This window comes from Noviherbaspirillum sp. (assembly GCF_036563305.1).
Taxonomy (GTDB): Bacteria; Pseudomonadota; Gammaproteobacteria; order Burkholderiales; family Burkholderiaceae_D; genus Noviherbaspirillum.
Genome location: NZ_DATCMQ010000017.1, coordinates 92,266 through 117,735 on the forward strand (window position 1 = coordinate 92,266; position 25,470 = coordinate 117,735).

The window sequence follows — 25,470 nt, forward strand, 5'->3', positions numbered from 1 at the left end:
GATTATAGCCGATGGCCGATGCTTGCAAACAATCAACCAGGTCCCCCCATTGAGCAGAAATCTGACTGAAACCGACTTCGACGACGTCGACGACGAGCTGATCCCCCAGGAAGCGCCCGAAACCATCACGCTCAGGCTCACGTCCGAGTTCTGCGGCGTCCGCTTCGACAAGGTCTTGTCGCAACTGGTGCCGGCGTTTTCCCGAAGCCGCCTGCAGCAGTGGATCGAGGCCGGCCATGTACTGGTGGACGGCGAACCCGCAAAGGCGAAGGCGCTGGCCCTGGGCGACGAAACCGTCGTGGTCCGGCCGCAGGCGGCGCCGGAAGACCAGGCATACAAGCCCGAACCGGTGCCGCTGTCCGTGGTGCATGAGGATGACGCCGTCCTGGTGCTGGACAAGGCCGCGGGCCTGGTGGTGCATCCCGCCGCCGGCAACTGGTCGGGCACGCTGCTGAATGGCCTGCTGCACCGGCTGCCCGGGCTGGCTTCCGTGCCGCGCGCCGGCATCGTGCACCGGCTGGACAAGGAAACCTCCGGCCTGATGGTGGTGGCCAAGTCCCTGCAGGCGCAGACCGACCTCGTCCGGCAGCTGCAGGCGCGCACCGTCAAACGGGAATACCTGGCGCTGGTCTGGGGTACGACACAGATAAGCGGCCGGATCGAAGCCGCCATCGGCCGCCACCCGCGCGACCGGGTCAAGATGGCGGTATCGACCCATCCGTCGGCCAAGCCGGCGGCCACCCATTACCACCGGGTTGCCCAGGGTGTGTTGGACGGGAAGCCCGTCAGTCTCGTGCGCTGCAGTCTCGAGACCGGCCGCACCCACCAGATCCGCGTGCACTTCCAATCGATCGGCTTTACCCTGGTCGGCGATCCGCTTTACGGCAAGCCGCACCTGGCCGGCGTCTTTCCGCGCCAGGCGCTGCACGCCTGCCGCCTCGGGCTGCTGCATCCGACGAGCGGCAAGCCGTGCGAATGGAGTGCGCCGCTGCCTGCCGACATGGACGCGCTTTTCAGGCTGGCGGGAATCGATCCGGCCGCCAGCTGATGCAGGGATATCGATGCAGCTGATTACGCCACGATGGGATGCGCCCGCCAATGTCGCGGCGGTCTCGACCACCCGCACGGGAGGCGTCAGCCTCGGGCCGTATGCAGGGGCCGACGGAAAGGGCGGCCTCAATCTCGGGATACATGTCGGCGACGTTCCCGCACATGTGGCCGCCAACCGGGCACTGCTGCGCGGCGTGCTGCCGGCAGAGCCTGCCTGGCTGAACCAGGTGCATGGCACGACGGTCGTCGATGCGGCAACGGCCGCCGACGTGCCGCACGCGGACGCCTCCGTCTCGTCCGCTGTCGGCAGCGTCTGCGTGGTGCAGACCGCCGACTGCCTGCCGGTGCTGCTGTGCGACAGCAAGGGATCCGTCGTCGGCGCCGCCCACGCGGGATGGCGCGGACTCGCCGGCGGCGTGCTGCAGGCGACGGTGGCGCGCATGCGCCAGGCGGGGGGCAAGGAGATCATCGCCTGGATGGGGCCGGCCATCGGTCCCGAGGCATTCGAGGTCGGACCGGACGTTGTCGATGCGTTCGTGTGCGGCGACGCGCAGGCGCGTGCCGCCTTCAAGCCCTATCCCGGACATTCCGGAAAATACCTGGCCGACATCTACGCGCTTGCCCGGGGTGTCTTGCGGTCGGCGGGCGTGGAGCGGATCTGGGGCGGGGATTGCTGCACGGTCGGTGACGCCGGCCGGTTCTACTCCTACCGGCGGGACAAGATCACTGGCCGCATGGCCAGCCTGATCTGGCTGAAGCCGGCCTGACTTTCCTGCACGCCAGCTTCCTTACTTCGTTTCTTCCTGCAGCGGGCGCGCGTCCGGCTGATTGTTCTCCTGCAGCAAATCCCGTTCCTGTTTTTCAGCAAGGGCGCGTTTTCGTTTGCGTCCGGAAGCACCCATCAAGTATAGAATGATTGTCACCGGTACCACGCCGTAGAAGAGGAAGGTCATGATGCCGGCAACCACCGAGTGCTCGGTGACCGACATCATCAGGACGACATAGATCCAGGCGATGGCGACGATATACATGGCAATGCGATTCCGAAGCAAACCGACACCATACTTGAAAACAGAGGCGCAAGCATGAACTCCATTCCGCCGCAAGTCGATCCCGCCGCGTGGGCGGCCCGGTTCGCCAATCCCGCCGCCTGGCAGGACTGGCTGAAGCTGCAACCGCTGGACCCGCAACCGCTTGCCGCCAGCATGAAGCAGCTCGGCGCCACCATCGACCCTGCGGCGATGACGGCCCTGCAGGCAGATTACGTGCAGCAGCTCACTGCGCTCTGGCAGGAGATGCTCAGCGCCAAGGCGCCGGCGGTAGCGGACAGGCGCTTCAAGGGACCGGAGTGGCAGGCAAGTCCCCTGCACGCATTCAACGCAGCCGCTTATCTGCTCAATGCGCGCTTCCTGCTGGCGATGGCCGACGCCGTGCAGGCCGAGCCGCGCGCCAAGCAGAAGATCCGTTTCGCGGTACAACAGGTAGTGGACGCCATGTCGCCGGCGAACTTCCTCGCCACCAACCCCGAGGTCCTGCAGAAGATCATCGACACCAAGGGCGAGAGCCTCGTCAAGGGCATGCACCACATGCTGGAAGACCTGCAGAAGGGGCATATTTCGCAATCGGACGAATCCGCATTCGAAGTCGGCCGCAACGTGGCGACCACCGAGGGTGCGGTGGTGTTCGAGAACGCGCTGTTCCAGCTGATCCAGTACAAGCCGTTGACGAAGAAGGTGTACGAGCGGCCGCTGCTGCTGGTGCCGCCTTGCATCAACAAGTACTACATCCTGGATCTGCAACCCGAGAATTCCCTGGTCCGCTACGCGGTCGAGCAGGGACATACGGTTTTCCTGGTCTCCTGGTGCAACCCGGACGCGTCGCTCGGCCACCTGTCGTGGGACGACTATGTGCTCGACGGCGTGGTGAAGGCAATTGGCGTCGTAAGCGAGATATCCGGGCAGGAGCAGATCAACGCACTCGGATTCTGCGTAGGCGGGACGATACTGGCGAGCGCGCTGGCGCTCCTGTACGGCCGCGGCGAGAATCCGGTCGCCAGCCTGACCCTGCTCACGACCCTGCTCGACTTCTCCGACACGGGTGTCATCGATGTCTTCATCGACGAGGCCCAGGTGGCGATGCGCGAGCAGTCGATCGGCAAGGGCGGCCTGATGCCGGGACGGGATTTCACCGCGACCTTCTCGAGCCTGCGGCCGAACGACCTGGTCTGGAACTACGTGAAGTCGAACTACCTGAAAGGGGAGGAGCCGCCGCCGTTCGACCTGCTGTACTGGAATGCGGACGCCACCAATCTGCCCGGTCCCATGTTCTGCTGGTACCTGCGCAACATGTACCTCGAGAACAGGCTGCGCGAGCCGGGCAAGACCACGGTCGCCGGAGAACCTGTCGACCTTGGCGTAATCGATGCCCCGACCTTCGTCTACGGTTCGCGCGAAGACCATATCGTGCCGTGGAATTCCGCATTCGCCTCCACCACGCTGCTCAACCCCGCTAATCCGGAGCGCAACCGCTTCGTGCTCGGCGCGTCCGGCCATATCGCCGGCGTCATCAATCCGCCGGCAAAGAAGAAGCGCAGTTACTGGAGCAGTGACCAGCCCGCGTCAAGCCCGCAGGAATGGCTGGGTGCGGCAACCGAGCATCCGGGCAGCTGGTGGCCGGAATGGTCGGCTTTCCTGTCCGGGCACGCCGGAAACCAGGTGAATGCCCCACGCAAGTCGGGCAATGCGCACTACCCGGTGATCGAACCGGCGCCCGGCCGCTACGTGAAGGTGAAGGCGGACTGAGATGCCCGGGTCCGCGTCCTTGTCTGCGTGACAAGGACGCGGGGCGGCGGCGGCAAAAATTGCATGGTTCGCAGTTCTTCCGCACTATAATGAGTCACACCGGCAGCGAACGGACGTTCGCTTTCCCGCCGGCGCCGGCAGCATGCGTCTTCTCGCAACAACTGGAAAATTCGATGAATAGTGCAAAAAAGATTACAGAGCGCTTGATCAAGAAGTATCCGAACCGCCGCCTCTACGATACCCAGACCAGTTCCTACATCACGCTCGCCGACGTCAAGCAGCTGGTGCTGGACAACGAAGAGTTCACGGTCATCGACGCCAAGACCGAAGAAGACCTGACCCGCAGCATCCTCCTGCAGATCATCCTCGAAGAAGAAGCCAACGGCACCCCGATGTTCTCCAGCGGCGCGCTGTCCCAGATCATCCGCTACTACGGCCATGCGATGCAGGGCATGATGGGCTCCTACCTCGAGAAGAACATCCAGGCCTTCATCGACATCCAGAACAAGCTGGCGGAAAGCTCGAAGGGCTTCTACGAAGGCAAGCCGTTCAGCCAGGAGATGTGGACCCAGTTCATGAACGTGCAGGGGCCGATGATGCAGGGGATGATGAGCAACTACATCGAGCAGAGCAAGAACCTGTTTGTGCAAATGCAGGAGCAGATGCAGAACCAGACCAAGAACATGTTCGGCACCTTCCCGTTCACGCCGACGGACAAGGGCAAGAAATAGCGGACGAGCCGTCCGGGGGACGGTTCCGCTGACGAAAAGGCAAGATCACCGGCACTGCCGCCGGAAGCTTGGCGCGGGCACGACGGGGTACAATAGCGGATTCGCCTGTACCCCTTTTTCTTTTCCATGTCCAACCCCTCCAACTCCCCGAAAGTCGGTTTCGTGTCCCTCGGCTGCCCGAAGGCGCTGGTCGACTCGGAGCAGATCCTCACCCAGCTGCGCGCCGAAGGTTATGAAACCGCCAAGACCTACGACGGCGCCGATCTCGTCATCGTCAATACCTGCGGGTTCATCGACGCCGCGGTCCAGGAATCGCTGGACGCCATCGGCGAAGCACTGAACGAGAACGGCAAGGTCATCGTCACCGGCTGCCTCGGCGCCAAGAAGGATGCGGCCGGACAGGACATCATCCAGAGCGTGCATCCGAAAGTGCTGGAAGTCACCGGCCCGCACGCGGTCGGCGAGGTCATGGCGGCGGTGCACAAGCACCTGCCGAAACCGCACGACCCCTTCCTCGACCTGGTGCCGGCTGCCGGTATCAAGCTCACGCCCAAGCACTACGCCTACCTGAAGATCTCGGAAGGCTGCAACCACCGCTGCAGCTTCTGCATCATCCCGTCCATGCGCGGCGACCTGGTGTCGCGCCCGGTCGCCGACGTCATGCTGGAGGCCGAGAACCTGTTCAAGGCCGGCGTCAAGGAGTTGCTTGTCATTTCGCAGGACACCAGCGCCTACGGGGTGGACGTGAAATTCCGCACCGGCTTCTGGAACGGCAAGCCCGTCAGGACCCACATGACCCAGCTGGTGACCGCGCTCGGCGAGCTGGCTGCCGGCTACGGTGCGTGGGTCCGGCTGCATTACGTCTATCCGTATCCGCACGTCGACGACATCATTCCGCTGATGGCCGAGGGCAGGGTGTTGCCTTACCTGGATGTGCCGCTGCAGCATGCGCATCCCGACGTGCTGAAGCGGATGAAGCGTCCGGCAAACGGCGAGAAGAACATCGAACGCATCCAGGCATGGCGCAAGCTGTGCCCGGACCTGACCATCCGCTCCACCTTTATCGCCGGTTTCCCCGGCGAGACGGAGCAGGAGTTCGCCTACCTGCTCGACTTCCTGAAGGAGGCGGAAATCGACCGCCTCGGCTGCTTCGCCTACTCGCCGGTCGAAGGGGCGACCGCCAATGACTTGCCGGACCAGGTCGCGGAGGAAGTGCGCGAGGATCGCCGCGCGCGCGTGATGGCGCTGCAGGAAGGCATTTCCCGCAAGCGGCTGCAGCAACGGGTCGGCAAGACCATCCGGGTGCTGATCGACGAGGTGGACTCGAGCGGCGGTGTCGGCCGGTCGGCCGCCGATGCCCCGGAGATCGACGGCGTGGTCTACGTGAAGCCGCCCTTCGAGCCACACCGCAAGCTGAAGGTCGGCGAATTCGCCGACGTGCGGGTGACCGGCGCCGATGCCCACGACCTCTGGGCGGAAGCGTAAATGGCGACGGCGTTGCTGAAGCATCTTCTGCTGGCGACTGCCTGTGCGCTGCCGCTGGCATCGCTGGCGCAGCCCGTGGTCCCTGCCGTGCCTTCCGCCGGAAAGCAGCTGTTCGTCAGGCCGGTCGCCCTGCGCGGGACGCTCGGCGACGCGCCCGTCCAGATCGACCTGCGCACCAAGCAGGAATACGCGGACGGCGTCGAAGGGGAGTACTTCGTGTTCGGCAGCTCGCAGAAGGTGCTCCTGGCTGGCGAGATCGAGGGCGACGAAGTCTTCCTGGAAGAGTCGGAGAACGGCACCGACGTATCCGGCCAGTGGAACGGCAAGCTCGCGGGCGAGGTCTTCAGCGGCGAGTGGCTGTCGGCCGACGGCACGCGCACCAAGCCGTTCAGCGTGCGTATCGTGCGCAGCGCCCGTTCACAGGAAAAGACCCGATAAGACAATATCGACGGAGGGAAGATTGACCAAGTCCAAGGCCCTGCAGACAGCGCTGATCCATAGCGACTACCGCCCGCCGGAAGGCTTCGGGGCCCTCCCGACGGCGATCCATCATGCATCGACCGTGCTGTTCAAGGACGTCGCGTCGATGCGGGCACGCAACTGGCAGGAAAAGAGCGGCTATACCTACGGCCTGCACGGCACGCCCACCACCTTCACCCTCGAAGCCAGGCTCGCCGAGATCGAAGGCGGGACCCACTGCCTTCTCGCACCCAGCGGGCTGGCGGCGATCGCCATGGTCGATTTCGGCCTGCTCAAGAGCGGTGACGACGTCCTGGTTCCCGACAATGTCTACAATCCGAACCGGGAGCTGGCGCGCTGGCTTGAACAGGATTTTGGCGTCTCGGCGCGATTCTACGATCCGATGGTCGGCGCCGGTATCCGCGACCTCATCCGGCCAAACACGCGCCTGGTCTGGACCGAGGCGCCCGGGTCGGTGTCGATGGAAGTGCCCGACATTCCGGCCATCTGCCGCGCGGTGCAGGAACGCCGTGCGGCAGGCCAGGCAATCCGGGTGGCGCTCGACAATACCTGGTCCGCCGGGATCGCCTTCCGCGCCTTCGAACACGGCGTGGACATCGTGATGCAGGCGCTCACCAAGTACCAGTCCGGCGGGTCGGATGTGCTGATGGGCGCCGTGATCGTCCGCGACCGGGAGCTGCTGCGCCCGATCGAGATGGCGCACATGCGCATGGGCTTCGGCGTCAGTGCCGACGATACCTACCTGGTGCTGCGCGGGCTGCCAACCATGAAGTTGCGGTTCGATGCCCATGATACGGGAGCGCGTCGGGTCGCCGCCTGGCTGCGGCAACGGCCGGAAATCTCCACGGTGCTGCATCCGGCATTCGAGGACTGTCCGGGGCATGCGCACTGGAAGCGGGACTTCACCGGCGCAGGCGGGCTCTTTTCGGTGGTCTTCGACGCGCGGTTTGCGGAGGCGCAGACCGATCGCTTCATCGAGCGCCTCCGTCTGTTCAAGATCGGTTTCAGCTGGGGAGGGGCGAACAGCCTGTGCGTGCCGTACCGGATACAGGCAATGCGCCGCCACTGGCAGGGCGCGGGCCAGCTGGTCCGGTTCAACATCGGGCTGGAAGACCCGGACGACCTGATCGCCGACATCGAACAGGCGCTCGCCGGGCTGGCCGAGCCCGCCTGAATCAGATCTTCATTGCCTTGTTGTCGCTGAGGTCGAGCAGGCCCTTGATCAGGCGATAGGCCTTCCATACCCAGGCGCCGGTCCAGATCAGCCAGGCGACCGGTATGCCGAGCACGGTCATGAACAGGATGCCGCCCACCACCATCCAGAACAGATACCACCAGAACGAGCGGATCTGCCAGCTGTGATGGCTATGCACGAAGGTGCCCGCCGCATCTTCCCGCTTGATGTAGTTGATGATCAGCGGGATCCAGGAAAAGGCGCCGAGCGAAAACAGGAAGCTGATCCCGTGCAAGAGGTACAGCCACCAGGCGAGGTTTTTTGCGGACTGCAGACGCGGGTCGAACACGAGTTCCTGCGACATCGAACCTCCGGAAAGAGTGATTTCAGACGGAATGATCAGGCGAACAACGGTAAGATGCCGTCCAGCCCCACAAAATTCAATGCAACGTCGGCCTGCGCCCTGACCACCGGCTTGGCGCGGAAGGCCACCGAAAGTCCCGCGACGCCCATCATCTTCAGGTCGTTGGCGCCGTCCCCCATCACGATCGATTTCCTGGTGTCAATGCCCAGCTGCGCGCAGACGCGCTCCACCGTGCGCTGCTTCTCGTCGGCGTCGACGATGCCGCCCACGACCTTTCCAGTAAGCTTGCCATCGACGACCTCGAGCTGGTTCGCATGCGTGAAGTCCAGTCCCAGCCTTTCCTTCATGCGGTCGGTGAAGAAGGTGAAGCCGCCGGAGACCAGCAAGGTCTTCAGGCCGGCTGTCTTGGCTGCGGCCAGCATGTTCTCGGCCCCCGGCGACAGCCGCAGCCGCTCGTCGTAGACCCGCTGCAGGGCAGATGCGTCGAGTCCCTGCAGCAGGGCGACGCGGCGGGCGAGGCTCTCGCGGAATTCGATCTCCCCACGCATCGCCGCTTCGGTAATTGCCGCGACCTGGGGTTTCAGCCCCTGCATGTCGGCGATCTCGTCGATGCACTCGATGGTGATCAGGGTGGAATCCATGTCCATTGCGACCAGGCCGAAATCCGACAGTTTGCGGCCGGCCTCGACGAACGCATGGTCGAGCCGGGCGGCGAGGCAGGCTGCGTCGATCTCCGCCTTCAGCGCGTCGGAGTACTGCACCTGCTCGCAGCGGTAGGCATTGGCGCCCACCGGCAGGACGCGGGCGGCGCCGGCGAGGGCGGCAATACGGGAGGCGGCTGCGGAATCGGCGCTCAGGCCCTGGAGGATAAGGTTCATGTCGTCTGGCTGCGGCTACGGGCAATCATTGAAAAACGCGGGGCGGCAGCGGCCGTCCGGCATCGTTGTCATTCGTCGAAGACGGTCCGCTCAGCCTTGCAGCGACCGGATCGTTGCCTTCACTTGCGCCACCCGCGCCGCCAGGTCCGGCATGCCGGCGGTGATGCGCAGCTTGTCCTGGCCGTGCAGCCGTATGTGGCGGCTCTTCTGTACGAGTTCGATGATGCGCATCGGGTCGATCGGCGGATTCGGCTGGAATTGCAGCACCGCGGACTCGGCATGGGCGTCGATTTTAACAATCCCGACCGGCATTGCGGAAATTCGCAACCGGTGGGTCTCCACCAGCGCCCTGGCGGCGTCAGGCATCTTGCCGAAGCGGTCGATCAATTCCTCCTGCAGCGCATCGATCTTGTCCTGGCTGTCGCAGTTGGCGAAACGCTTGTACAGCGACAGCCGCTCGTGCACGTCGCCGCAGTAATCCTGCGGCAGCAGCGCGGGCACATGCAGGTTGATCTCGGTGGTGGTCGACAGCGGCGCGGCGAGGTCCGGCTCCTTGCCGTTCTTGAGCGAGCGGACTGCCTCGTTGAGCATGTCGGAATACAGCTGGAAGCCGATCTCCTGCATTTCCCCCGACTGGTTCTCGCCAAGCACTTCGCCGGCGCCGCGGATCTCGAGGTCGTGCATCGCCAGGTAGAAGCCGCTTCCCAGCTCCTCCATCTGCTGGATCGCTTCCAGCCTTCGCTGCGCCTGCTTGGACAGGCCGGTGACGTCGTGCACCAGCAGGTAGGCATAGGCCTGGTGATGCGACCGGCCCACGCGCCCGCGCAACTGGTGCAGCTGTGCCAGGCCGAACTTGTCGGCCCTGTGCATGATGATGGTGTTCGCGCTCGGCACATCGATGCCGGTCTCGATGATGGTCGTGCAGAGCAGGATGTTGTAGCGCTGCGCGACGAAGTCGCGCATCACCTTCTCGAGGTCGCGCTCATGCATCTGTCCATGGGCGACGGCGATCCGCGCCTCCGGCAGCAGGCCCTCCAGCATCTCCTTGCGGTTGAGGATGGTCTCGACTTCATTGTGCAGGAAGTAGACCTGGCCGCCGCGCTTCAGCTCGCGCAGGCAGGCTTCGCGGATGACCGATTCGTCCTCGCGGCGGACGAAGGTCTTGATCGCCAGCCGCTTCTGCGGCGCCGTGGCGATCACCGAGAAGTCGCGCAGGCCTTCCAGCGCCATGCCAAGCGTGCGCGGAATCGGCGTCGCGGTCAGCGTCAGCACGTCGACTTCCGCCCGCAGCGCCTTCAGCGCTTCCTTCTGCCGCACGCCGAAGCGGTGCTCCTCGTCGATGATCACCAGCCCGAGCCGCGCGAACTTGACCTCGTTCGACAACAGCTTGTGGGTTCCGATCACGACGTCGATCGTGCCTTCGCCGATGCCCTTGATGGCCGCCGTCACTTCCTTGCCGGTGCGGAAGCGCGACAGCTCCGCGATCTTCACCGGCCAGTCGGCAAAGCGGTCGGCAAAGGTCTGGGCATGCTGTTCGGCCAGCAGGGTGGTGGGCGCCAGGATGGCGACCTGCTTGCCGCCCATGACGGCGACAAAGGCGGCGCGCAAGGCAACCTCCGTCTTGCCGAAACCGACGTCGCCGCAGATCAGCCGATCCATCGGCCTGCCGCTGGTCATGTCCATGATGACTGCATTGATCGCAGCGCTCTGGTCGGGCGTCTCCTCGAAGCCGAAGCTTTCGGCGAACGCCTCGTAGTCGCGTGCCGAGTACTGGAACGCGTGTCCCTGGCGGGCGGCGCGCCGCGCATACAGGTTCAGGAGTTCGGCGGCGGTGTCACGGATCTGCTGCGCCGCCTTCCGTTTCGCCTTTTCCCACTGTCCGGAACCAAGCACGTGCAGCGGCGCATCCTCGGGCGACGCCCCCGAATAGCGCGAGATCACGTGCAGTTGCGACACCGGCACGTAGAGCTTGCTCTCCTTTGCATATTCGAGATGCAGGAACTCCGTCTCGCCTTCGCCGAGGTCCATGCTGACAAGGCCCATGTAGCGCCCGATGCCATGGTTGACGTGCGCGACCGGGTCGCCGATCTTCAGCTCCGACAGGTCGCGCACCATGTACTCGACCTGCGTCACCGCCTCCTGCTTGCGGCGGCCGGCGCGGCGGCCGGTGCCGGCGTACAGTTCGGTCTCGGTGATGAATGCCAGCTTGCCGAGCGCGTCGCCGAGCTCGAATCCAGCCTGCAGGGGCGCCACGCCCAGCATCAGGGGGGCCGAGCCGGTGGCGAAATCCTCGAAGCCGTCGCAGAGGGTGGGGTGCAGGTCGAAGTCGCTGAAGTACTGCTGCAGGGTTTCGCGGCGGCCGTTGGAATCGGCGCACAGCATGACCCGGCGGTCCGTCTGCAAGAGGTAGGCGCGCAGGTTGGCGAGCGGATCGTCGGCGCGGCGATTGACGGCAATGTTGGGCAGCGGGGAAGACAGCGGCGAGGGCGCGTCGCTCTGCTGGATCACCCACCGTCCGTACGGCTTGGCCAGCGTGAAGAAATCCTCGTCCGTCAGGAACAGGCGCTCGGGAGGCAGCAACGGCCGTTCACGGTCGGCTTTCAGGAATTTGTACCGGGACTGGGTGTCGCCCCAGAAGCGCTTGATGGCGGCGTCGATGTCGCCGACCAGCGCAAAGCAGGTGTCGTCCGGCAGATACTGGAACAGCGTCGCGGTCTCCTCGAAGAACAACGGCAGGTAGTATTCGATCCCCGCCGAGGCGATGCCGTTGCCGATGTCCTTGTAGAGCGCGTACTTCGACGGGTCTCCTTCGAATTCCTCCCGCCACCGGCTGCGAAAGGCGGTGCGGGCCGCCTCGTCCATCGGGAACTCCCGTCCCGGCAGCAGCCGCACTTCCTGCACCGGGTACAGGGAACGCTGCGTGTCGGCGTCGAAGGTGCGGATGGTTTCTATCGTGTCGCCGAACAGGTCGAGCCGGTAGGGCAGGGCGGAGCCCATCGGGAACAGGTCGATCAGCCCGCCCCGCACCGAGTACTCGCCCGGCGACATGACCTGCGTGACGTGAGCGTAACCGGCCAGGCCGAGCTGCGTGCGCAGGCGTGCTTCATCCAGCGTCTCGCCCTTCTTGAAGAAGAAGGTATAGGCGGCGAGGAACGCCGGCGGCGCCATCCGCAGCAGTGCGGTGGTCGCCGGGACGATCAGCACGTCGCAGGCGCCGCTGCTGATTTCATGCAGGGTCGCAAGCCGCTCGGATACCAGGTCCTGGTGCGGGGAGAACGCGTCGTAGGGCAGGGTTTCCCAATCGGGCAGCAGGTGGCAGCGCAACGGCTGCTCCTTGTCGCCGAACCACGGAATTTCGGCCAGCAGGCGCTGGGCATCCGCGGCCCCGGCGACGACCAGCGCCAGCATGCGCTGCTGAGACTTCAGCTCGCGCGCTGCCTGGGCGAACAGGAACGCGTCGGAAGAGCCATGCGCCGCAGGCAGGACGAAACGGGAGCCGGGCTTGGGAAGGGATTTTTTGAGATCGAAGGACATCAACGGACGACAGCTGCAATGCCAGTGCGTCGAGCACGGCATTGCGCCGGAGGGGCAATACGCGTTCTTCGCCTGTGAGAAAATATCCGGCGATTATAAACCAAGCACCCGTGAGGGGCCGGATACCCTCGCCGCACGGCCTTGCCGGCGGCGGCACACAAGAACATGCATTCCCCTCGTCATTTTGCCCTCATTCCCGCTGCCGGCGTCGGCGCCCGCATGGCCAGCGGTCGTCCGAAACAATACCTGCCGCTGGGGGGCAAGCCGGTACTGCAGCATGTGATCGAGACCTTTCACGCGTCGGCGCTGATTGCGCATACCTTTGTCGTCGTCAGCCCTGGCGACCCTTACATCGACGCGCTGGTCGCCGCTAGCGGCCCGGCGGCGCAACGGCTTACCGTCATCCGGGAGGGTGGCGACACCCGGCGCCTGTCGGTGCTCAACGGCTTGCGCGCAATCCGCGGTGCGGCGAAGGACGACGATTGGGTGCTTGTGCACGATGCTGCCCGACCCGGCCTCACGCCGGCGCTGGTCGAACGCCTCGCGGCCTCGCTCCGCGACGACCCGGTGGGCGGGCTGCTCGCGCTGCCGGTGGTCGACACCCTCAAGCGCAGCGTCGAGGGCGGGCGGGCGGAAACAACCGTGCCGCGGGAGGGGTTATGGGCCGCCCAGACCCCGCAAATGTTCCGCTATGCGCTGCTCGCGCGGGCGCTGGCGCAGACTGCCGACGTGACTGACGAATCCGGCGCCATCGAACAGCTTGGCCTGAAGCCGAAACTGGTGGAGGGCAGTCCGCGCAACTTCAAGCTCACGTTGCCGCACGACCTGGCGCTGGCGGAACTGCACCTGAAAGGACAGCAATGAACCATCTCCCTTACCGGATCGGCCAGGGCTATGACTGCCACGCGCTGGTGCCGGGACGCAAGCTCATTATCGGCGGCGTCGCGATTCCGCATCCCACTGGCCTGCTCGGCCATTCCGATGCCGACGTTCTGCTGCATGCCGTCACCGATGCGCTGCTCGGCGCGGCTGGTCTCGGCGACATCGGTCGTCACTTCCCGGACACCGATGCCAGCTTCGCCGGTGCCGACTCCCGCGTCCTCCTGCGCGAAGCGGGTCGGCGCGTGGCAGAAGCAGGATATGACGTAGGGAACATCGACAGCACGATCATCGCGCAGGCGCCGAAGATGGCGCCGCATATCGCGCAGATGCGCCTGCACGTCGCCGTCGATCTCGGCATCGACCCGGATCAGGTGAATATCAAGGCCAAGACGAACGAGCGGCTGGGTTTTCTCGGACGCGAGGAAGGCATTGCCGCGGAAGCGATCGCGCTGCTGTACCGGCGCTAGCCGCCGCCGATACCCCGCACCACGCGGCCCGTTCCTTCGCAGGTCGGGCAGGGGCTGCCGTCCTTGCGGACGCCGTTGCCGCCGCAGTCCTCGCACAGGTCCTCGCCCGTGCCGGCCACGCCCGGCTGTGCTTCGTCCCCGGGCTTCAGGTGGGCGGGCGGGCTTGTCGTTCCGGAAGAAGTTGGTGTCGGCATGGGGACTCCTCGTTTGGATTGATCCGGCGCCGGCGCGGTCCGGGCCGACCGCCAGCAGCGGCAATGGTCCTGCCTCTTGACATGATGGGTGGTAGATTCCCGGCCTGCCGGGAAGTTCATGCTGCGGCGGGTGCGACCACCTCAGCCGAGCGCGCCCGTGATCGGCATGGAAATGCGGATGCGCAGGCCGCCGCCGGGATTGTTGGAGAGTTTCAACGTGCCGTGATGCCGCTTCACGATGCGATCCACGATCGCCAGCCCGAGGCCGGCGCCGTTGGCCTGGCCGCGCGCCGTATCCAGGCGCGTGAAGGGACGCAGCAGACGCTCGATTTCGGAGTCGGGAACGCCTGTGCCGTGATCGGCAATTTCCAGCACGGCATTGTTGCCTTGGAGCTTGCACGCGATATCGATGCGGGCAATGCCAGTGTCCGGCGTCTTGCCGTAGCGCCGGGCGTTCTCGATCAGGTTCGCCACGACGCGTTTGAGCTCGGTGGCGTTGCCGAATACGTTGACGTCCTTGGCGATCTCGCTGTGAATCTGCACGTCGGCGAGGCGCGAGGCTTCGTGCGTGCACTCGTCGAGCAGGGCCGTGAGGTTGACGCTCGCGGCATTGGCGGTGTCGGATGGCTTCGCGTACTCCAGGAACTGGCCGATGATCGCGTCCATCTGCGCCAGGTCCGATTGCATCCCGAGCCGGGCCTCATCGCTCAGTTGCGCCATCTCCACTTCCAGCTGCATGCGCGCGAGCGGCGTGCGCAGGTCGTGCGAAATGCCGGCGAGGATGACCGCGCGGTCGCTTTCGACCCGGTTCAGGTCGGCCACCATCTGGTTGAAGCTGCCGTTGGCTTCCCGGATCTCTGTCGGTCCGCGTTCGGGCAACGGATCCGGCATGCGACCCTTGGCGACGGCGCGCGTCGCGGTCGTCAGGCGGGCCAGCGGCTGGTTGATCAGGCGCGAGATGAACACGGCGCCGAGCAGCGATAACAGCAGCGTCGTCGTACCCCAGCCGAGCCACTGTATCCCGCTCACGCCTTCGATGCGCTCGCGATCGAGCCGCAACCAGTATTCGTCCTCTTCGATCATGAAGCTGACCCAGAAGCCCGCCACGTCGTTCACGCTGCCGGCGAATTTCGTGCTTCCCCCGAGGCGGGCCTTGACGTACGCCTCGAGGACCGGCATGACGCCTGTATCTGCCGGTGGCTCCACGACGTCGGTCGCTTCGAGCGGGTAGATCCGGATGCCCTCGTTGCTGGCGAGATCGAACAGGAGTTCGCGCCGCATGTCGGGGGCGGAGTGGGTCAGCGCGGCACGGGTGATGGTCACGATCGAAATGACCTGGGCCGCCATCTGCTGCGCACGCGGCTCCCGCTCGACGACACGAAAGCTCGCGACCCAGGCGAGGATGCTGGCCGCGATCAGGAATGCGAGCAGGAAAAACGTCCGCCAGAACAGACCGCTTTTCAGCCAGCCCAGCTGGTTACTGATGAATGGGATCAAGGCTTTGCTTTACCGCGGCTGTCCCTCGGGAATGAAAACATACCCGAGTCCCCAGACGGTCTGAATGTAAATGGGACTGGAAGGGTCGGGCTCGATCAGCTTGCGCAGGCGGGAAATCTGCACGTCGAGGCTGCGGTCGAAGACCTCGTATTCGCGTCCGCGGGCGAGCTCCATCAGCTTTTCCCGCGACAAGGGTTGCCGTGCATGGCGGGCGAATACCTTGAGCACGGAAAATTCGCCGGTCGTCAGTGAAATCGTCTCGCCTTGCTTCTTGAGGGTGCGGGTGCCGAGATCGAGAATGAAATCGCCGAACTGGAAGGTCTGCGGCGTCTCGGATGGCGCGCCCGGGATCTCGTCCGGCCCCTTGCGTCGCAGCACGGCGTTGATGCGGGCGACGAGCTCGCGCGGGTTGAAGGGCTTGGGCAGGTAGTCGTCTGCACCCATCTCCAGCCCGACGATGCGATCCACGTCCTCGCCTTTCGCCGTGAGCATGATGATGGGCGTCTGGTCGCCCGCGCCGCGCAGGCGTCGGCAGATCGACAGGCCGTCTTCTCCGGGAAGCATGAGGTCGAGCACGAGCAGGTCGTAGCGTTCCCGTATCCACAGCTTGTTCAGCGCCTGCGCGTTTTCGGCGGTGACAACATTGAAGCCTTGCTCGCCGAGGTAGCGGCGGAGCAGGTCGCGCAGACGGAGGTCATCATCGACCACGAGAATCTTGCCCTGGTGGGTGGCCGCGGCGCGGCCGGGGGCGGAGCCGGTCATGTTTGTCGTATTCATGGCGCTATGGTAACTTCAGAAAAAAAGAGCCGAATCCCGCGGGCGCAAACCATTACAAAGTGTTACAACCTTTACGGAATGGGCGCTGCCGTCTCAGGCAATGCCGCTTAGACTCGACACTAATTGCAGTCGCCCGGAGCTGAAGTCTAGCGCAAATGCGCGGTCAGGCTCCTGCAAAGTCAAACCGCGGTCTCCTCAGTATGCATATCAAACTCGGCGTGCCATTCCTGCTGATCGCCTGCACCTCCGCTTTGTCGGCGGAGCCGGGGTATCCCCGCGACGGGCGTGAGTCCGTCCGCGCGATCCTGCTCCAGAACGCCATTGAGAGAGATTCCCGCGGTGAGCCGCCGGCCATGGATCTCGATCGCCGCCGGGGCGGCGACAGTCTTTTTCCCGATGCCGGCACCGCAACGGGCTCCCAGGTGCAGGAGGGCAATAATCCATCCGCAGAAAGCGTCCGTCGGCTGCGCAGCCTCAGTCCCGAGGAGCGCCGCACGCTGCGGCGCCAGATCGACGAAGTCGGCCACGACATCTACTCCCCCCGCCGCTGATTACCGCTTCGCACGCTGATTGCCGTTTTGCCTCTTGCCGCGGCGGCGCCGCGCACGGCGCGACCGTTTCCTACTGCCTCTTCCGGCGGGCAAGGTCGGCCGTCAGCTTGGCCAACTGCTTGTAGAGGGCGCCGCGTTCCGCGTCCCATTCCCTGATCGCGCGGTACTGGCGAACCGCGGTGCCGATGTCGCCGCGGGCAATCGGACCTGTCAGCGCGTCGGTTGTCCCCAGGCGGAACACGTTGTCGATCGTGCCGCGTACCAGCGGCTCCATGAGCTGCAAGGCCTGATCGGGCGGGATCCCTGCCTTGAGATAGGCCTGCTGGGCGACATCGAGCACGGTCACCAGATAGTTGGACGCGAATACGGCCGCGCCGTGGTAAACGTTCTTGAAAAGCGGGTCGATGCGGACGAAGTGCCCGCCTATCGCAACGAACGCGCCCTGGAGGATGTCCAGGGCCTGCGCGTTACCCTCCACGCCGCACCAGGTGCCGCCGAAATGCGCGGCAGCCGCGGCCGGTTCCGCGAAGCTGCGGATCGGGTGCACGCTGGCGCAACCGGCACCGGCAGCGGCAAGCGGAGCAAGCACCGAGGAGGAAAGCGCGCCGCTGCAATGGAAGACGGTGCAGCCGTCACCAATATGCCCTGATGCCGCAAGCGCGTCAGCAGTTTCCTGCAGCACGTCATCCGGCACGGACAGAAGCCAGACATCCGCAGGCGGAAGCAGACGTGCTTCCGCAACCGGCGTTCCGGCCCCGATGAACGCGACCGCGTTGGCGGCGCTTTCCAGGCTGCGGTTGCAAACGCCGGCGACCGCGAAGACCTGTTGTGCCGACCAGAGCCGTCCCAACGTCATGCCCACCTTCCCGCCACCGATGATGTTCAGGCGCTTTTGCATCCGATCCCCTCTCTGTGCGGTGCGTCAGGCGCCGATCTGCTCCAGCGCTTCCTGCTGTTCCAGCCACTCCGTTTCAAGCTGTTCCAGTTCCTTGGCGAGATACGCCTGGTCCACGATCAGCGTCTTCAGGCGTTCCTTGTTGCTGTCGTCATAGATGGACGGGTCGAGCAGGGCGGCGTCGACCTCGTTCTTGCGTTGCTGAAGCTTTGCCATCTGTTCGTCGAGCCGTTTGATGCGCGCCTCGATCGGTTTCCGCAGTGACGAGAGCCGCTGGCGTTCCTCCGCTTCCAGCCGGCGGCGTTCCTGGCGGTCTTCCCGCGACTCGGGCGGCGGTGCCGGTTCCGTCGCGGCGGAAGACGGGCCGGGGCTGGCGACAGGCCCCTTGCCGAGCTTGGTCTTGAACAGCCAGTCGCGATAGTCATCGAGGTCGCCGTCGAAGGCCTGCAGCCGCCCCTCGGCGACGATCATGAACTGATCGGTGCTGGCGCGCAGCAGATGGCGGTCATGGGAAACCAGCAGCAGCGTGCCTTCGAACTGCGCAAGGGCTTCGGTGAGCGCTTCGCGTGTTTCGAGGTCCAGGTGGTTGGTCGGTTCATCGAGCAGCAGCAGGTTCGGCCGCTGCCAGACAATCAGCGCCAGCGCCAGGCGCGCCTTTTCACCGCCGGAGAATGGTGCAATCTTGCTGGTCACCATGTCGCCGCCAAAGTTGAAGCTGCCCAGGAAGTTGCGCAGTTCCTGCTCCCGCACGTTCGGCGCAATGTGCGCGAGGTGCCAGAGCGGCGATTCGTCGTGACGCAGCATCTCGACCTGGTGCTGCGCAAAGTACCCGATCGACAGCCCCTTTCCCTGCTTGAGCGTGCCTTCCAGCGGCGCAAGCTCTCCCGCGATGGTCTTGACCAGCGTGGACTTGCCTGCGCCGTTGACGCCGAGCAGGCCGATGCGCTGTCCGGTCTGCAGGGAGAAATTGATGCCCGAGACGATGCGCTTGCCGTTGGCCGAACCGTCCGGGTAGCCGGCGACCGCATCCTCCATCACCAGCAGCGGGTTGGGTGCGCTCAACGGTTCCCGGAACTCGAAGGAGAATTCGGCCGCGGCGCGAAGGGGAGCGGTTTCCTCCATCTTGGCCAGCATCTTCATCCGGCTCTGGGCCTGGCGCGCCTTGGACGCCTTGGCCTTGAAGCGGTCGATGAAGGACTGCAGGTGTGCCCGCTGGCGCGCCTGCTTCTCGATGGCGGCTTGGGTCAGCGCCATCTGCGCCGCACGCTGGCGCTCGAACGCGGAGTAGTTGCCGCTGTAGCGCTTCAGCTTGCGGTCGTCGATATGCACGATCACGTTGACCACGCCATCGAGGAAGTCACGGTCGTGCGAAATGATGACCAGGGTGCCCGGGTACCGCTTCAGCCAGTCCTCCAGCCAGAGGATGGCGTCAAGGTCGAGGTGGTTGGTCGGTTCGTCGAGCAGCAGCAGGTCGGACGGACACATCAGGGCCTGCGCCAGGTTGAGGCGCATGCGCCAGCCACCGGAGAAGCTCGCGACCGGCCGCATCAGCTGTTCCTGGGAAAAGCCGAGGCCGGTCAGCAGCTGCTCGGCGCGCGACCGCACGGTGTAGGCGTCCGCGTCGGCGAGCGAGGCATGCAGTTCGGCAATGCGGTTGCCATGGTCGTGGTGGTCGGGGCGGCGCTCGAGTCCGGCGAGCTCATCCTCGAGCGCGCGCAGCGTGGTGTCGCCGTCGATTGCATACTCCAGCGCAGGGCGATCCAGCGCGGGCGTCTCCTGCGCGACGTGGGCCATGCGCCACCGTGCAGGAAAGTCCACTTCGCCGAGGTCGGCGTGCAGGTCGCCGCGCAGCATGGCAAACAGGCTCGACTTGCCGGCGCCGTTGGCGCCGATCAGGCCGATTTTCTCGCCCGGGTTCAGGGTGAGGTCGACGTTTTCCAGCAGCGGCTTGATCCCGCGCGTCAGGCTGACTTGCTGCAGGCGGATCATCGTTGTTGCAACTGTTCGGCGGTCAGCAGGAACACCATGTCGTCACCCGCGCTGGTGGATACCCAGGTGAGTTCGAGGTCGGGGAAGGCCGCCTCCGCGAACGCCCGTTCATTGCCGATCTCGACCACCAGCACGCCGCCGGGCGTGAGCCGCTCGCCGGCGCCGGCCACGATCTTGCGCACCAGGTCCATGCCGTCGGCACCGCCCGCCAGGGCAAGTTGCGGCTCGCGCAGGTATTCCGGCGGCAGGGTGGCCATCGAACCCGCGTTGACATAGGGCGGATTGCTGATGATCAGGTCGTAGCTGCGCTGCGGGAGCCGGCTGTACAGGTCGGATTCGTGCAGCGTGATGCGATCCTGCAGGCCGTACTCCTCGACGTTGCGCCGGGCGACCGCCAGTGCATCGGCAGAGATGTCGACGGCATCGATCGCGGCGTCCGGGAAGGCGTCCGCGAGCATGATCGGAAGGCAGCCCGAGCCGGTACAGAGGTCGAGGACATGGCGGACGGCGTCCGCATCCCGTACCCAGGGTGCGAGTTGCTCGGGAATCAGCTCGGCGATGAAGGAACGCGGCACGATCACCCGCTCGTCCACGTAAAATCGGTAGTCCCCCAGCCAGGCTTCATTGGTCAGATAGGCCGCCGGCACCCGGTCGGTGCATCGGCGCTCCACCACCTGCAGAACCGCATCGATCTCGTCCGGCAGCAGGCGGGCGTCGAGGAAAGGATCGAGCTTGTCAAGCGGCAGTTTCAGCGTGTGCAGGATGAGGTAGGCGGCTTCATCGAAAGCATTGCTGCTTCCATGGCCAAAGAACAGTGCCGCGCCGTTGAAGCGGGTGGTCGCGTAGCGCAGGAGGTCGCGCACGGTGAGGAAGGAATTCGGGCTCATGGGCAGTCGGTGGTCGGAGGGCGGAAAGCGCGGGCCGGAGCCCGCGAGGGCGGCGGGACCTACAGCAGCAGGTTTTCGAGCAGGCGGCGGTAGATATTCTTCAGCGGCTCGATGTCGGCGACGGCAATGTGCTCGTCGATCTTGTGAATGGTGGCATTGGGCGGACCGAATTCGATCACCTGCGGACAGATGCGGGCGATGAAGCGGCCGTCGGAGGTGCCGCCGGTTGTCGACAGCTCGGTCGCAATCCCCGTCTCGGCCTCGATCGCGGCGCTGATCGCATCGCATAGCGTGCCGCGCGGGGTCAGGAACGGGTGGCCGCTGACCGTCCATTTCAGCACGTACTCGAACTTGTACCTGTCGAGGATGGCATGCACCCGCTGCTGCAGTCCCTCCACGGTACTGGCCGTCGAAAAGCGAAAATTGAAATCGACGACAACCTCGCCCGGGATCACGTTGGACGCCCCGGTACCCGCGTGGATATTCGACATCTGCCATGACGTCGGCAGGTAGTACTCGTTGCCGTCGTCCCATTTTTCGGCAGCCAGTTCAGCCAGCGCCGGCGCGGCGAGATGGATCGGGTTCTTGGCCAGCTGCGGGTATGCGATGTGGCCCTGTATGCCCTTGATCGTCAACTTGCCCGAAAGCGAACCGCGGCGGCCGTTCTTCACCGTGTCGCCGAGCTTTTCGCTCGAGGTCGGCTCGCCGACGATGCAGTAGTCGAGTTGCTCCCCGCGCGCCACGAGCTGTTCGCACACGACCACGGTCCCGTCGGTGGCCGGGCCTTCTTCGTCGCTGGTAAGCAGGAAGCCGATGGAGCCCTGGTGGTCCGGGTGCGCGGTGACGAACTCCTCGACCGCGACGACCATGGCGGCGATCGAGGTCTTCATGTCGGCGGCGCCGCGCCCGTACAGCTTGCCGTCGCGGATGGTGGGCGCGAACGGCGGCGACGTCCACTGTTCGAGCGGGCCGGTCGGCACGACATCGGTGTGCCCCGCAAAAACGACCAGCGGCCGGGTCGTGCCCCTGCGCGCCCAGAGGTTGGTGACTTCGCCGGACGGGATGCGCTCGCAGGAGAAGCCATGCGGACCGAGCAGGTCGGCCAGGCGCTGCTGGCAACCCGCGTCGTCCGGCGTGACCGAGGGCAGGGCAATCAGTTCTTGGGTCAGGGCGAGTGTCTTGCTCATGGCTGTTGCCTGAAAATCTGTTGATAGAGCGCTTCGGAGAAGCCGACGTGGGTGCTGTCCGGCAGGCGCAGCACGGGCCGCTTGATCACCGACGGCGATTCGAGCATCAACGCAGCAGCACTCCCGGCGTCGGTGACGCCGGCCTTGCGTGCTTCATCGAGGGCGCGCCAGGTCGTGCCCTTGCGGTTGACCAGCAGCGTCCAGTCGAGCTGGCCGAGCCAGGCCTCGACGGTTGCGGCATCCAGCCCGGCCTTCTTGAAGTCGTGGAAGCGGTAGGCAATGCCCTGCTGTTCGAGCCAGGTACGCGCCTTCTTGACGGTGTCGCAGTTGGGGATGCCGTACAGGATGATTGCCATCAGACGTTGAGCGTGAATTCGGTGAAGGTCGGGCCGTCGTCCTTTTTGGGTTCCGGCTCCGGTTCGGGCTTTTTGCCCTGGGCGTTGTTGATCAGCCAGTAAAGGTTGCTGGCGGAGTCGGCGTTGGCGAGCGCTTCTTCCTGGGTGACGACATCGTCCTGGATCATCTGCATCAGCGCCTGTTCGAAGGTCTGCGAGCCGGGCGCCATGCTTTTCTCGAGAGCTTCCTTGATCTGGCCGATCTCGCCCTGTTCGATCAGCTCCGCCACATGCCGGGTGTTGAGCAGCACCTCGACCGCCGCGCGGCGGCCGCCGTCTTTCGCGGCCACGAGCCGCTGCGAGATGATCGCCCTGATGGTCGATGCCAGATCCGGCAGCAGCGAAGGCCGGGTCTCCAGCGGATAGAAGTTGATGATGCGGGTCAGCGCCTGGTAGCTGTTGTTGGCGTGCAGCGTGGCCACCACCAGGTGCCCGGACTGCGCATACGCAAGCGCCGCGCCCATGGTCTCCTTGTCGCGGATCTCGCCGATCAGGATGCAGTCCGGCGCCTGGCGCAACGCGTTCTTGAGCGCCACCTGCAGCGTTTCGGCATCGCTGCCGATCTCGCGCTGGTTGACAATGGACTTCTTGTTCTTGAACAGAAATTCGATCGGGTCTTCCAGGGTGAGGATATGGCCTGTCCTGAACGTGTTGCGATGGTCGAGCATCGCCGCGATCGTGGTCGACTTGCCGGAACCGGTGGAGCCGACGACCAGAACCAGCCCGCGCTTCTCCATGATGACGTCGGCCAGGACCGGCGGCACGTGCAGGTCGGCCAGGCGCGGGATGTCGCCCGGGATGTAGCGGAACACCGCGGAGAGGCTGCCGCGTTGCCGGAACGCCGAAAGCCGGAAGCTGCCCAGGCCGGTGACCGGTATGCCCATGTTCAGCTCGTTGCGCTCTTCCAGTTCCTGCATCTGCCGAGGGGTGGTCACTTCCGACAACAGCGCCTTGATGGTCGGGCCGTCCATCTTCTGCTGGTTGACGGGCACCAGGTTGCCGTTGATCTTGATCTGGATCGGCGAGTTCACCGTGATGAACAGGTCCGATGCCTTCTTTTCCTTCATCAACTGGAACAGACGGTCCATTGCCATGTTGTGCTCCCTGGGCAGGTGTTCTTGTCGGACGCCGGTCAGGCTTCGCGCAGCAGCTCGTTGATGCCGGTCTTGGCACGCGTCTTGGCATCGACGCGCTTGACGATGACCGCGCAGTACAGGCTGTACTTGCCGTCTGCGGAGGGCAGGCTGCCGGAGACGACCACCGAGCCCGCGGGAATCCGGCCGTAGCTGACTTCGCCCGTCGCACGGTCATAGATCTTGGTCGACTGGCCGATGTACACGCCCATCGAGATCACCGAATTCTCCTCGACGATCACGCCTTCGACGATTTCCGAGCGGGCACCGATGAAGCAGTTGTCCTCGATGATGGTCGGGTTGGCCTGCATCGGTTCCAGCACGCCGCCGATGCCCACGCCGCCGGACAGGTGGACGTTCTTGCCGATCTGGGCGCAGGAGCCGACGGTGGCCCAGGTGTCGACCATCGTGCCTTCGTCGACGTAAGCGCCGATGTTGACGTAGGACGGCATCAGTACGACGTTCCGGCCAATGAAGCTGCCCCGGCGCGCCACCGCGGGCGGCACCACGCGGAAACCGCCGGCGGCGAAGTCCTCGGCGCTATAGCCAGCGAACTTGGTCGGCACCTTGTCGTAGAACTGCATGCTGTCGCCGGCCGGCATGGGGACGTTGTCTTCCAGGCGGAACGACAGCAGCACGGCCTTCTTGACCCACTGGTTCACCACCCAGCTGCCGCTGTCCTTCTGCGCGACGCGCAGCGTGCCCTGGTTCAGCTGTTCGATGACATGGGCGACGGCGTCGCGCACTTCGGCGGGCGCCGACTTCGGGGAGAAATTGGCACGGTCTTCCCATGCCTGGTCGATGAGCTGTTGGAGTTGTTGAGTCATAGCGGTTTGTTGCCGGGTTGATGGATGATCAGGATAGGGTGCTGGCAAAGGCGACGATGCGACGGGCGGCCTCAAGACACTCGTCGACCTCGGCAACCAGTGCCATGCGGATGCGGTTGCGCCCGGGATTGGTGCCGTGCGCGTCGCGCGCGAGGTAGCTGCCGGGCAGGACCGTCACATTATATTCGGCGTACAGACGCCTCGCGAACTCGGTGTCCGAGATGGCCGCGCGCTTGTCGACCCGGGCCCAGAGATAGAAGCCGGCATCGGGCAGCGCGACGTCGAGCACCTCCTGCAGCATCGGCGTGACCTGGCTGAATTTCGCGATGTACTTTGCGCGATTCTCCTCGACATGCCGTTCGTCGTTCCAGGCCGCGACCGATGCGGCCTGCACCGGGGGCGACATCGCACCGCCGTGATAGGTGCGATACAACAGGAATCGCTTCAGGATGGCGGCATCACCGGCGACGAAGCCGGAACGCATGCCCGGCACGTTCGAGCGCTTGGACAGGCTGGAGAAGACCACCAGCCGCGGATAGCCGTCGCGCCCGAGCTGCTGCGCCGCTTCCATGGCGCCGAGGGGTGCGTCGGCGGTGAAGTAGATCTCGGAATAGCACTCGTCGGAAGCGATCACGAAACCGTAGCGGTCCGACATCGCGAACAGTTCCTTCCAGTCATCCAACGTGAGCACCGCACCGGTCGGATTGCCCGGGGAGCAGACGTAAAGCAGTTGCACGCGCGGCCAGACGTCGGCCGGCACGCTGCGGAAATCCGGCGCAAAGTTGCGCCCGGGGTCCGAGTTCATGAAATAGGGCTCGGCGCCGGCGAGATAGGCGGCGCCTTCGTAGATCTGATAGAACGGATTGGGGGACATGACGAGCGCGCCCGGTATCGGGTCGATGACCGCCTGGGCCAGTGCGAACAGCGCCTCCCGCGATCCGTTCACCGGCAGCACCTGCGTGGCCGGGTCGACCTGCGCGAGCCGGTAGCGCCGCTGCAGCCAGCCGGCGATGGCAGCGCGAAGCGCTTCGTTCCCCTGCGTGCTCGGATAGGCCGCCAGGCCGCCGAGGTTGGCCGACAGGGCTTCCTTGATGAAGGCGGGCGTCGGGTGTTTCGGTTCGCCGATGCCCAGGCTGATGGCCGGATAGGCACCGGCGGGGGTGACGCCCGCGAACAGCTGCTTCAGTTTTTCAAACGGATAGGGTTGTAATTTGTTTAAGAGCGGATTCACTGGCAGGGGCTCGGCTTGACGTTGTCGATGCAAAAACACCAAAGGCGGAATTATACCGCCG

General features: G+C 65.0%; 25 protein-coding genes. 10 read left to right on the top strand and 15 right to left on the bottom strand.

The features are described from left to right. Positions 1-4: 4 nt before the first annotated feature. Positions 5-1,048: an RluA family pseudouridine synthase gene (locus tag VIM12_RS20105; protein WP_414691817.1), complete on the top strand. Its 1,044-nt coding sequence runs from the start codon at positions 5-7 to the stop codon at positions 1,046-1,048. Positions 1,049-1,061: 13 nt separating this feature from the next. Continuing rightward, positions 1,062-1,817, top strand: a complete 756-nt coding sequence (gene pgeF, locus VIM12_RS20110; RefSeq protein ID WP_331944078.1) for a peptidoglycan editing factor PgeF — start codon at positions 1,062-1,064, stop codon at positions 1,815-1,817. 21 nt (positions 1,818-1,838) lie between these two features. On the opposite strand, the gene VIM12_RS20115 is transcribed toward pgeF, so the two are convergent. Continuing rightward, positions 1,839-2,081 carry a hypothetical protein gene (locus VIM12_RS20115; protein ID WP_331944080.1) on the bottom strand — a complete coding sequence of 81 codons (243 nt, stop codon included), beginning with the start codon at positions 2,079-2,081 and terminating at the stop codon, positions 1,839-1,841. Between the two features lie 54 nt (positions 2,082-2,135). On the opposite strand from VIM12_RS20115, the gene phaC reads away from it, so the two are divergent. The 5 genes from phaC (at position 2,136) to VIM12_RS20140 (ending at position 7,721) form a co-directional block, all read left to right on the top strand. After that, the gene (gene phaC, locus VIM12_RS20120) at positions 2,136-3,851 is read left to right on the top strand and encodes a class I poly(R)-hydroxyalkanoic acid synthase (RefSeq protein WP_331944082.1); all 1,716 of its coding nucleotides are present in this window, start codon (positions 2,136-2,138) and stop codon (positions 3,849-3,851) included. 173 nt (positions 3,852-4,024) lie between these two features. Then, on the top strand, positions 4,025-4,582 hold the full coding sequence (gene phaR, locus VIM12_RS20125; protein ID WP_331944084.1) for a polyhydroxyalkanoate synthesis repressor PhaR: 558 nt from the start codon (positions 4,025-4,027) through the stop codon (positions 4,580-4,582). Between the two features lie 126 nt (positions 4,583-4,708). Next, on the top strand, positions 4,709-6,067 hold the full coding sequence (gene rimO, locus VIM12_RS20130) for a 30S ribosomal protein S12 methylthiotransferase RimO (protein WP_331944087.1): 1,359 nt from the start codon (positions 4,709-4,711) through the stop codon (positions 6,065-6,067). Continuing rightward, positions 6,068-6,505, top strand: a complete 438-nt coding sequence (locus tag VIM12_RS20135) for a hypothetical protein (RefSeq protein WP_331944091.1) — start codon at positions 6,068-6,070, stop codon at positions 6,503-6,505. A gap of 22 nt (positions 6,506-6,527) precedes the next feature. Continuing rightward, positions 6,528-7,721, top strand: a complete 1,194-nt coding sequence (locus VIM12_RS20140) for a cystathionine beta-lyase (RefSeq protein ID WP_331944093.1) — start codon at positions 6,528-6,530, stop codon at positions 7,719-7,721. A 1-nt stretch (position 7,722) separates the two neighbouring features. On the opposite strand, the gene VIM12_RS20145 is transcribed toward VIM12_RS20140, so the two are convergent. The 3 genes from VIM12_RS20145 to mfd form a co-directional block, all read right to left on the bottom strand. After that, entirely contained in the window at positions 7,723-8,085 is a 363-nt protein-coding gene (locus tag VIM12_RS20145) for a hypothetical protein (protein WP_331944095.1), read from the bottom strand. A gap of 35 nt (positions 8,086-8,120) precedes the next feature. After that, entirely contained in the window at positions 8,121-8,963 is an 843-nt protein-coding gene (gene serB, locus VIM12_RS20150) for a phosphoserine phosphatase SerB (RefSeq protein WP_331944097.1), read from the bottom strand. 90 nt (positions 8,964-9,053) lie between these two features. Continuing rightward, entirely contained in the window at positions 9,054-12,497 is a 3,444-nt protein-coding gene (mfd, locus tag VIM12_RS20155) for a transcription-repair coupling factor (protein WP_331944099.1), read from the bottom strand. Positions 12,498-12,662: 165 nt separating this feature from the next. Between mfd and ispD the strand changes: the two genes are divergently transcribed. Both ispD and ispF read left to right on the top strand, forming a co-directional pair. Further along, positions 12,663-13,361 carry a 2-C-methyl-D-erythritol 4-phosphate cytidylyltransferase gene (gene ispD / locus VIM12_RS20160; protein WP_331944101.1) on the top strand — a complete coding sequence of 233 codons (699 nt, stop codon included), beginning with the start codon at positions 12,663-12,665 and terminating at the stop codon, positions 13,359-13,361. Beyond that, entirely contained in the window at positions 13,358-13,846 is a 489-nt protein-coding gene (gene ispF / locus VIM12_RS20165) for a 2-C-methyl-D-erythritol 2,4-cyclodiphosphate synthase (protein ID WP_331944103.1), read from the top strand. The genes ispD and ispF overlap by 4 nt, the downstream gene beginning before the upstream one ends. Here the strand turns inward: ispF and VIM12_RS20170 are convergent. The 3 genes from VIM12_RS20170 to ompR all read right to left on the bottom strand — a co-directional run bounded on the left by VIM12_RS20170 (position 13,843) and on the right by ompR (position 16,314). Next, on the bottom strand, positions 13,843-14,040 hold the full coding sequence (locus VIM12_RS20170) for a hypothetical protein (protein WP_331944105.1): 198 nt from the start codon (positions 14,038-14,040) through the stop codon (positions 13,843-13,845). The two genes, ispF and VIM12_RS20170, sit on opposite strands and share 4 nt — an antisense overlap. A gap of 141 nt (positions 14,041-14,181) precedes the next feature. Next, positions 14,182-15,534 (bottom strand): sensor histidine kinase, encoded by a 1,353-nt coding sequence (locus VIM12_RS20175; protein WP_331944517.1) that lies wholly within the window; start codon positions 15,532-15,534, stop codon positions 14,182-14,184. A gap of 12 nt (positions 15,535-15,546) precedes the next feature. Then, positions 15,547-16,314, bottom strand: a complete 768-nt coding sequence (ompR, locus tag VIM12_RS20180) for a two-component system response regulator OmpR (RefSeq protein ID WP_331944107.1) — start codon at positions 16,312-16,314, stop codon at positions 15,547-15,549. 200 nt (positions 16,315-16,514) lie between these two features. Here ompR and VIM12_RS20185 point away from each other — a divergent pair, with 200 nt between their 5' ends. Then, positions 16,515-16,865 carry a hypothetical protein gene (locus VIM12_RS20185; RefSeq protein ID WP_331944109.1) on the top strand — a complete coding sequence of 117 codons (351 nt, stop codon included), beginning with the start codon at positions 16,515-16,517 and terminating at the stop codon, positions 16,863-16,865. 70 nt (positions 16,866-16,935) lie between these two features. Here VIM12_RS20185 and VIM12_RS20190 read toward each other — a convergent pair whose 3' ends face one another. Genes VIM12_RS20190 through dapC form a run of 8 tightly spaced genes read right to left on the bottom strand, consistent with a single transcriptional unit; the run spans position 16,936 to position 25,409 of the window. Continuing rightward, positions 16,936-17,763 carry a Rossmann-like and DUF2520 domain-containing protein gene (locus VIM12_RS20190; RefSeq protein ID WP_331944111.1) on the bottom strand — a complete coding sequence of 276 codons (828 nt, stop codon included), beginning with the start codon at positions 17,761-17,763 and terminating at the stop codon, positions 16,936-16,938. Between the two features lie 24 nt (positions 17,764-17,787). Continuing rightward, positions 17,788-19,749: an ATP-binding cassette domain-containing protein gene (locus VIM12_RS20195; RefSeq protein ID WP_331944113.1), complete on the bottom strand. Its 1,962-nt coding sequence runs from the start codon at positions 19,747-19,749 to the stop codon at positions 17,788-17,790. After that, positions 19,746-20,636, bottom strand: a complete 891-nt coding sequence (gene prmB, locus VIM12_RS20200; protein WP_331944115.1) for a 50S ribosomal protein L3 N(5)-glutamine methyltransferase — start codon at positions 20,634-20,636, stop codon at positions 19,746-19,748. The genes VIM12_RS20195 and prmB overlap by 4 nt, the downstream gene beginning before the upstream one ends. Positions 20,637-20,695: 59 nt before the next feature. After that, complete coding sequence (gene dapE, locus VIM12_RS20205) at positions 20,696-21,823, bottom strand: succinyl-diaminopimelate desuccinylase (protein WP_331944117.1); 1,128 nt, start codon at positions 21,821-21,823, stop codon at positions 20,696-20,698. Continuing rightward, positions 21,820-22,179, bottom strand: a complete 360-nt coding sequence (locus tag VIM12_RS20210) for an ArsC family reductase (protein ID WP_331944119.1) — start codon at positions 22,177-22,179, stop codon at positions 21,820-21,822. Before VIM12_RS20210 ends, dapE begins: the two co-directional genes overlap by 4 nt. Further along, complete coding sequence (locus VIM12_RS20215; protein WP_331944121.1) at positions 22,179-23,312, bottom strand: PilT/PilU family type 4a pilus ATPase; 1,134 nt, start codon at positions 23,310-23,312, stop codon at positions 22,179-22,181. The genes VIM12_RS20210 and VIM12_RS20215 overlap by 1 nt, the downstream gene beginning before the upstream one ends. A gap of 38 nt (positions 23,313-23,350) precedes the next feature. Continuing rightward, positions 23,351-24,178, bottom strand: coding sequence for a 2,3,4,5-tetrahydropyridine-2,6-dicarboxylate N-succinyltransferase (gene dapD, locus VIM12_RS20220; protein WP_331944123.1), 828 nt, complete (start codon positions 24,176-24,178; stop codon positions 23,351-23,353). Positions 24,179-24,206: 28 nt separating this feature from the next. Next, positions 24,207-25,409: a succinyldiaminopimelate transaminase gene (dapC, locus tag VIM12_RS20225; protein WP_331944125.1), complete on the bottom strand. Its 1,203-nt coding sequence runs from the start codon at positions 25,407-25,409 to the stop codon at positions 24,207-24,209. Positions 25,410-25,470 lie beyond the last annotated feature (61 nt).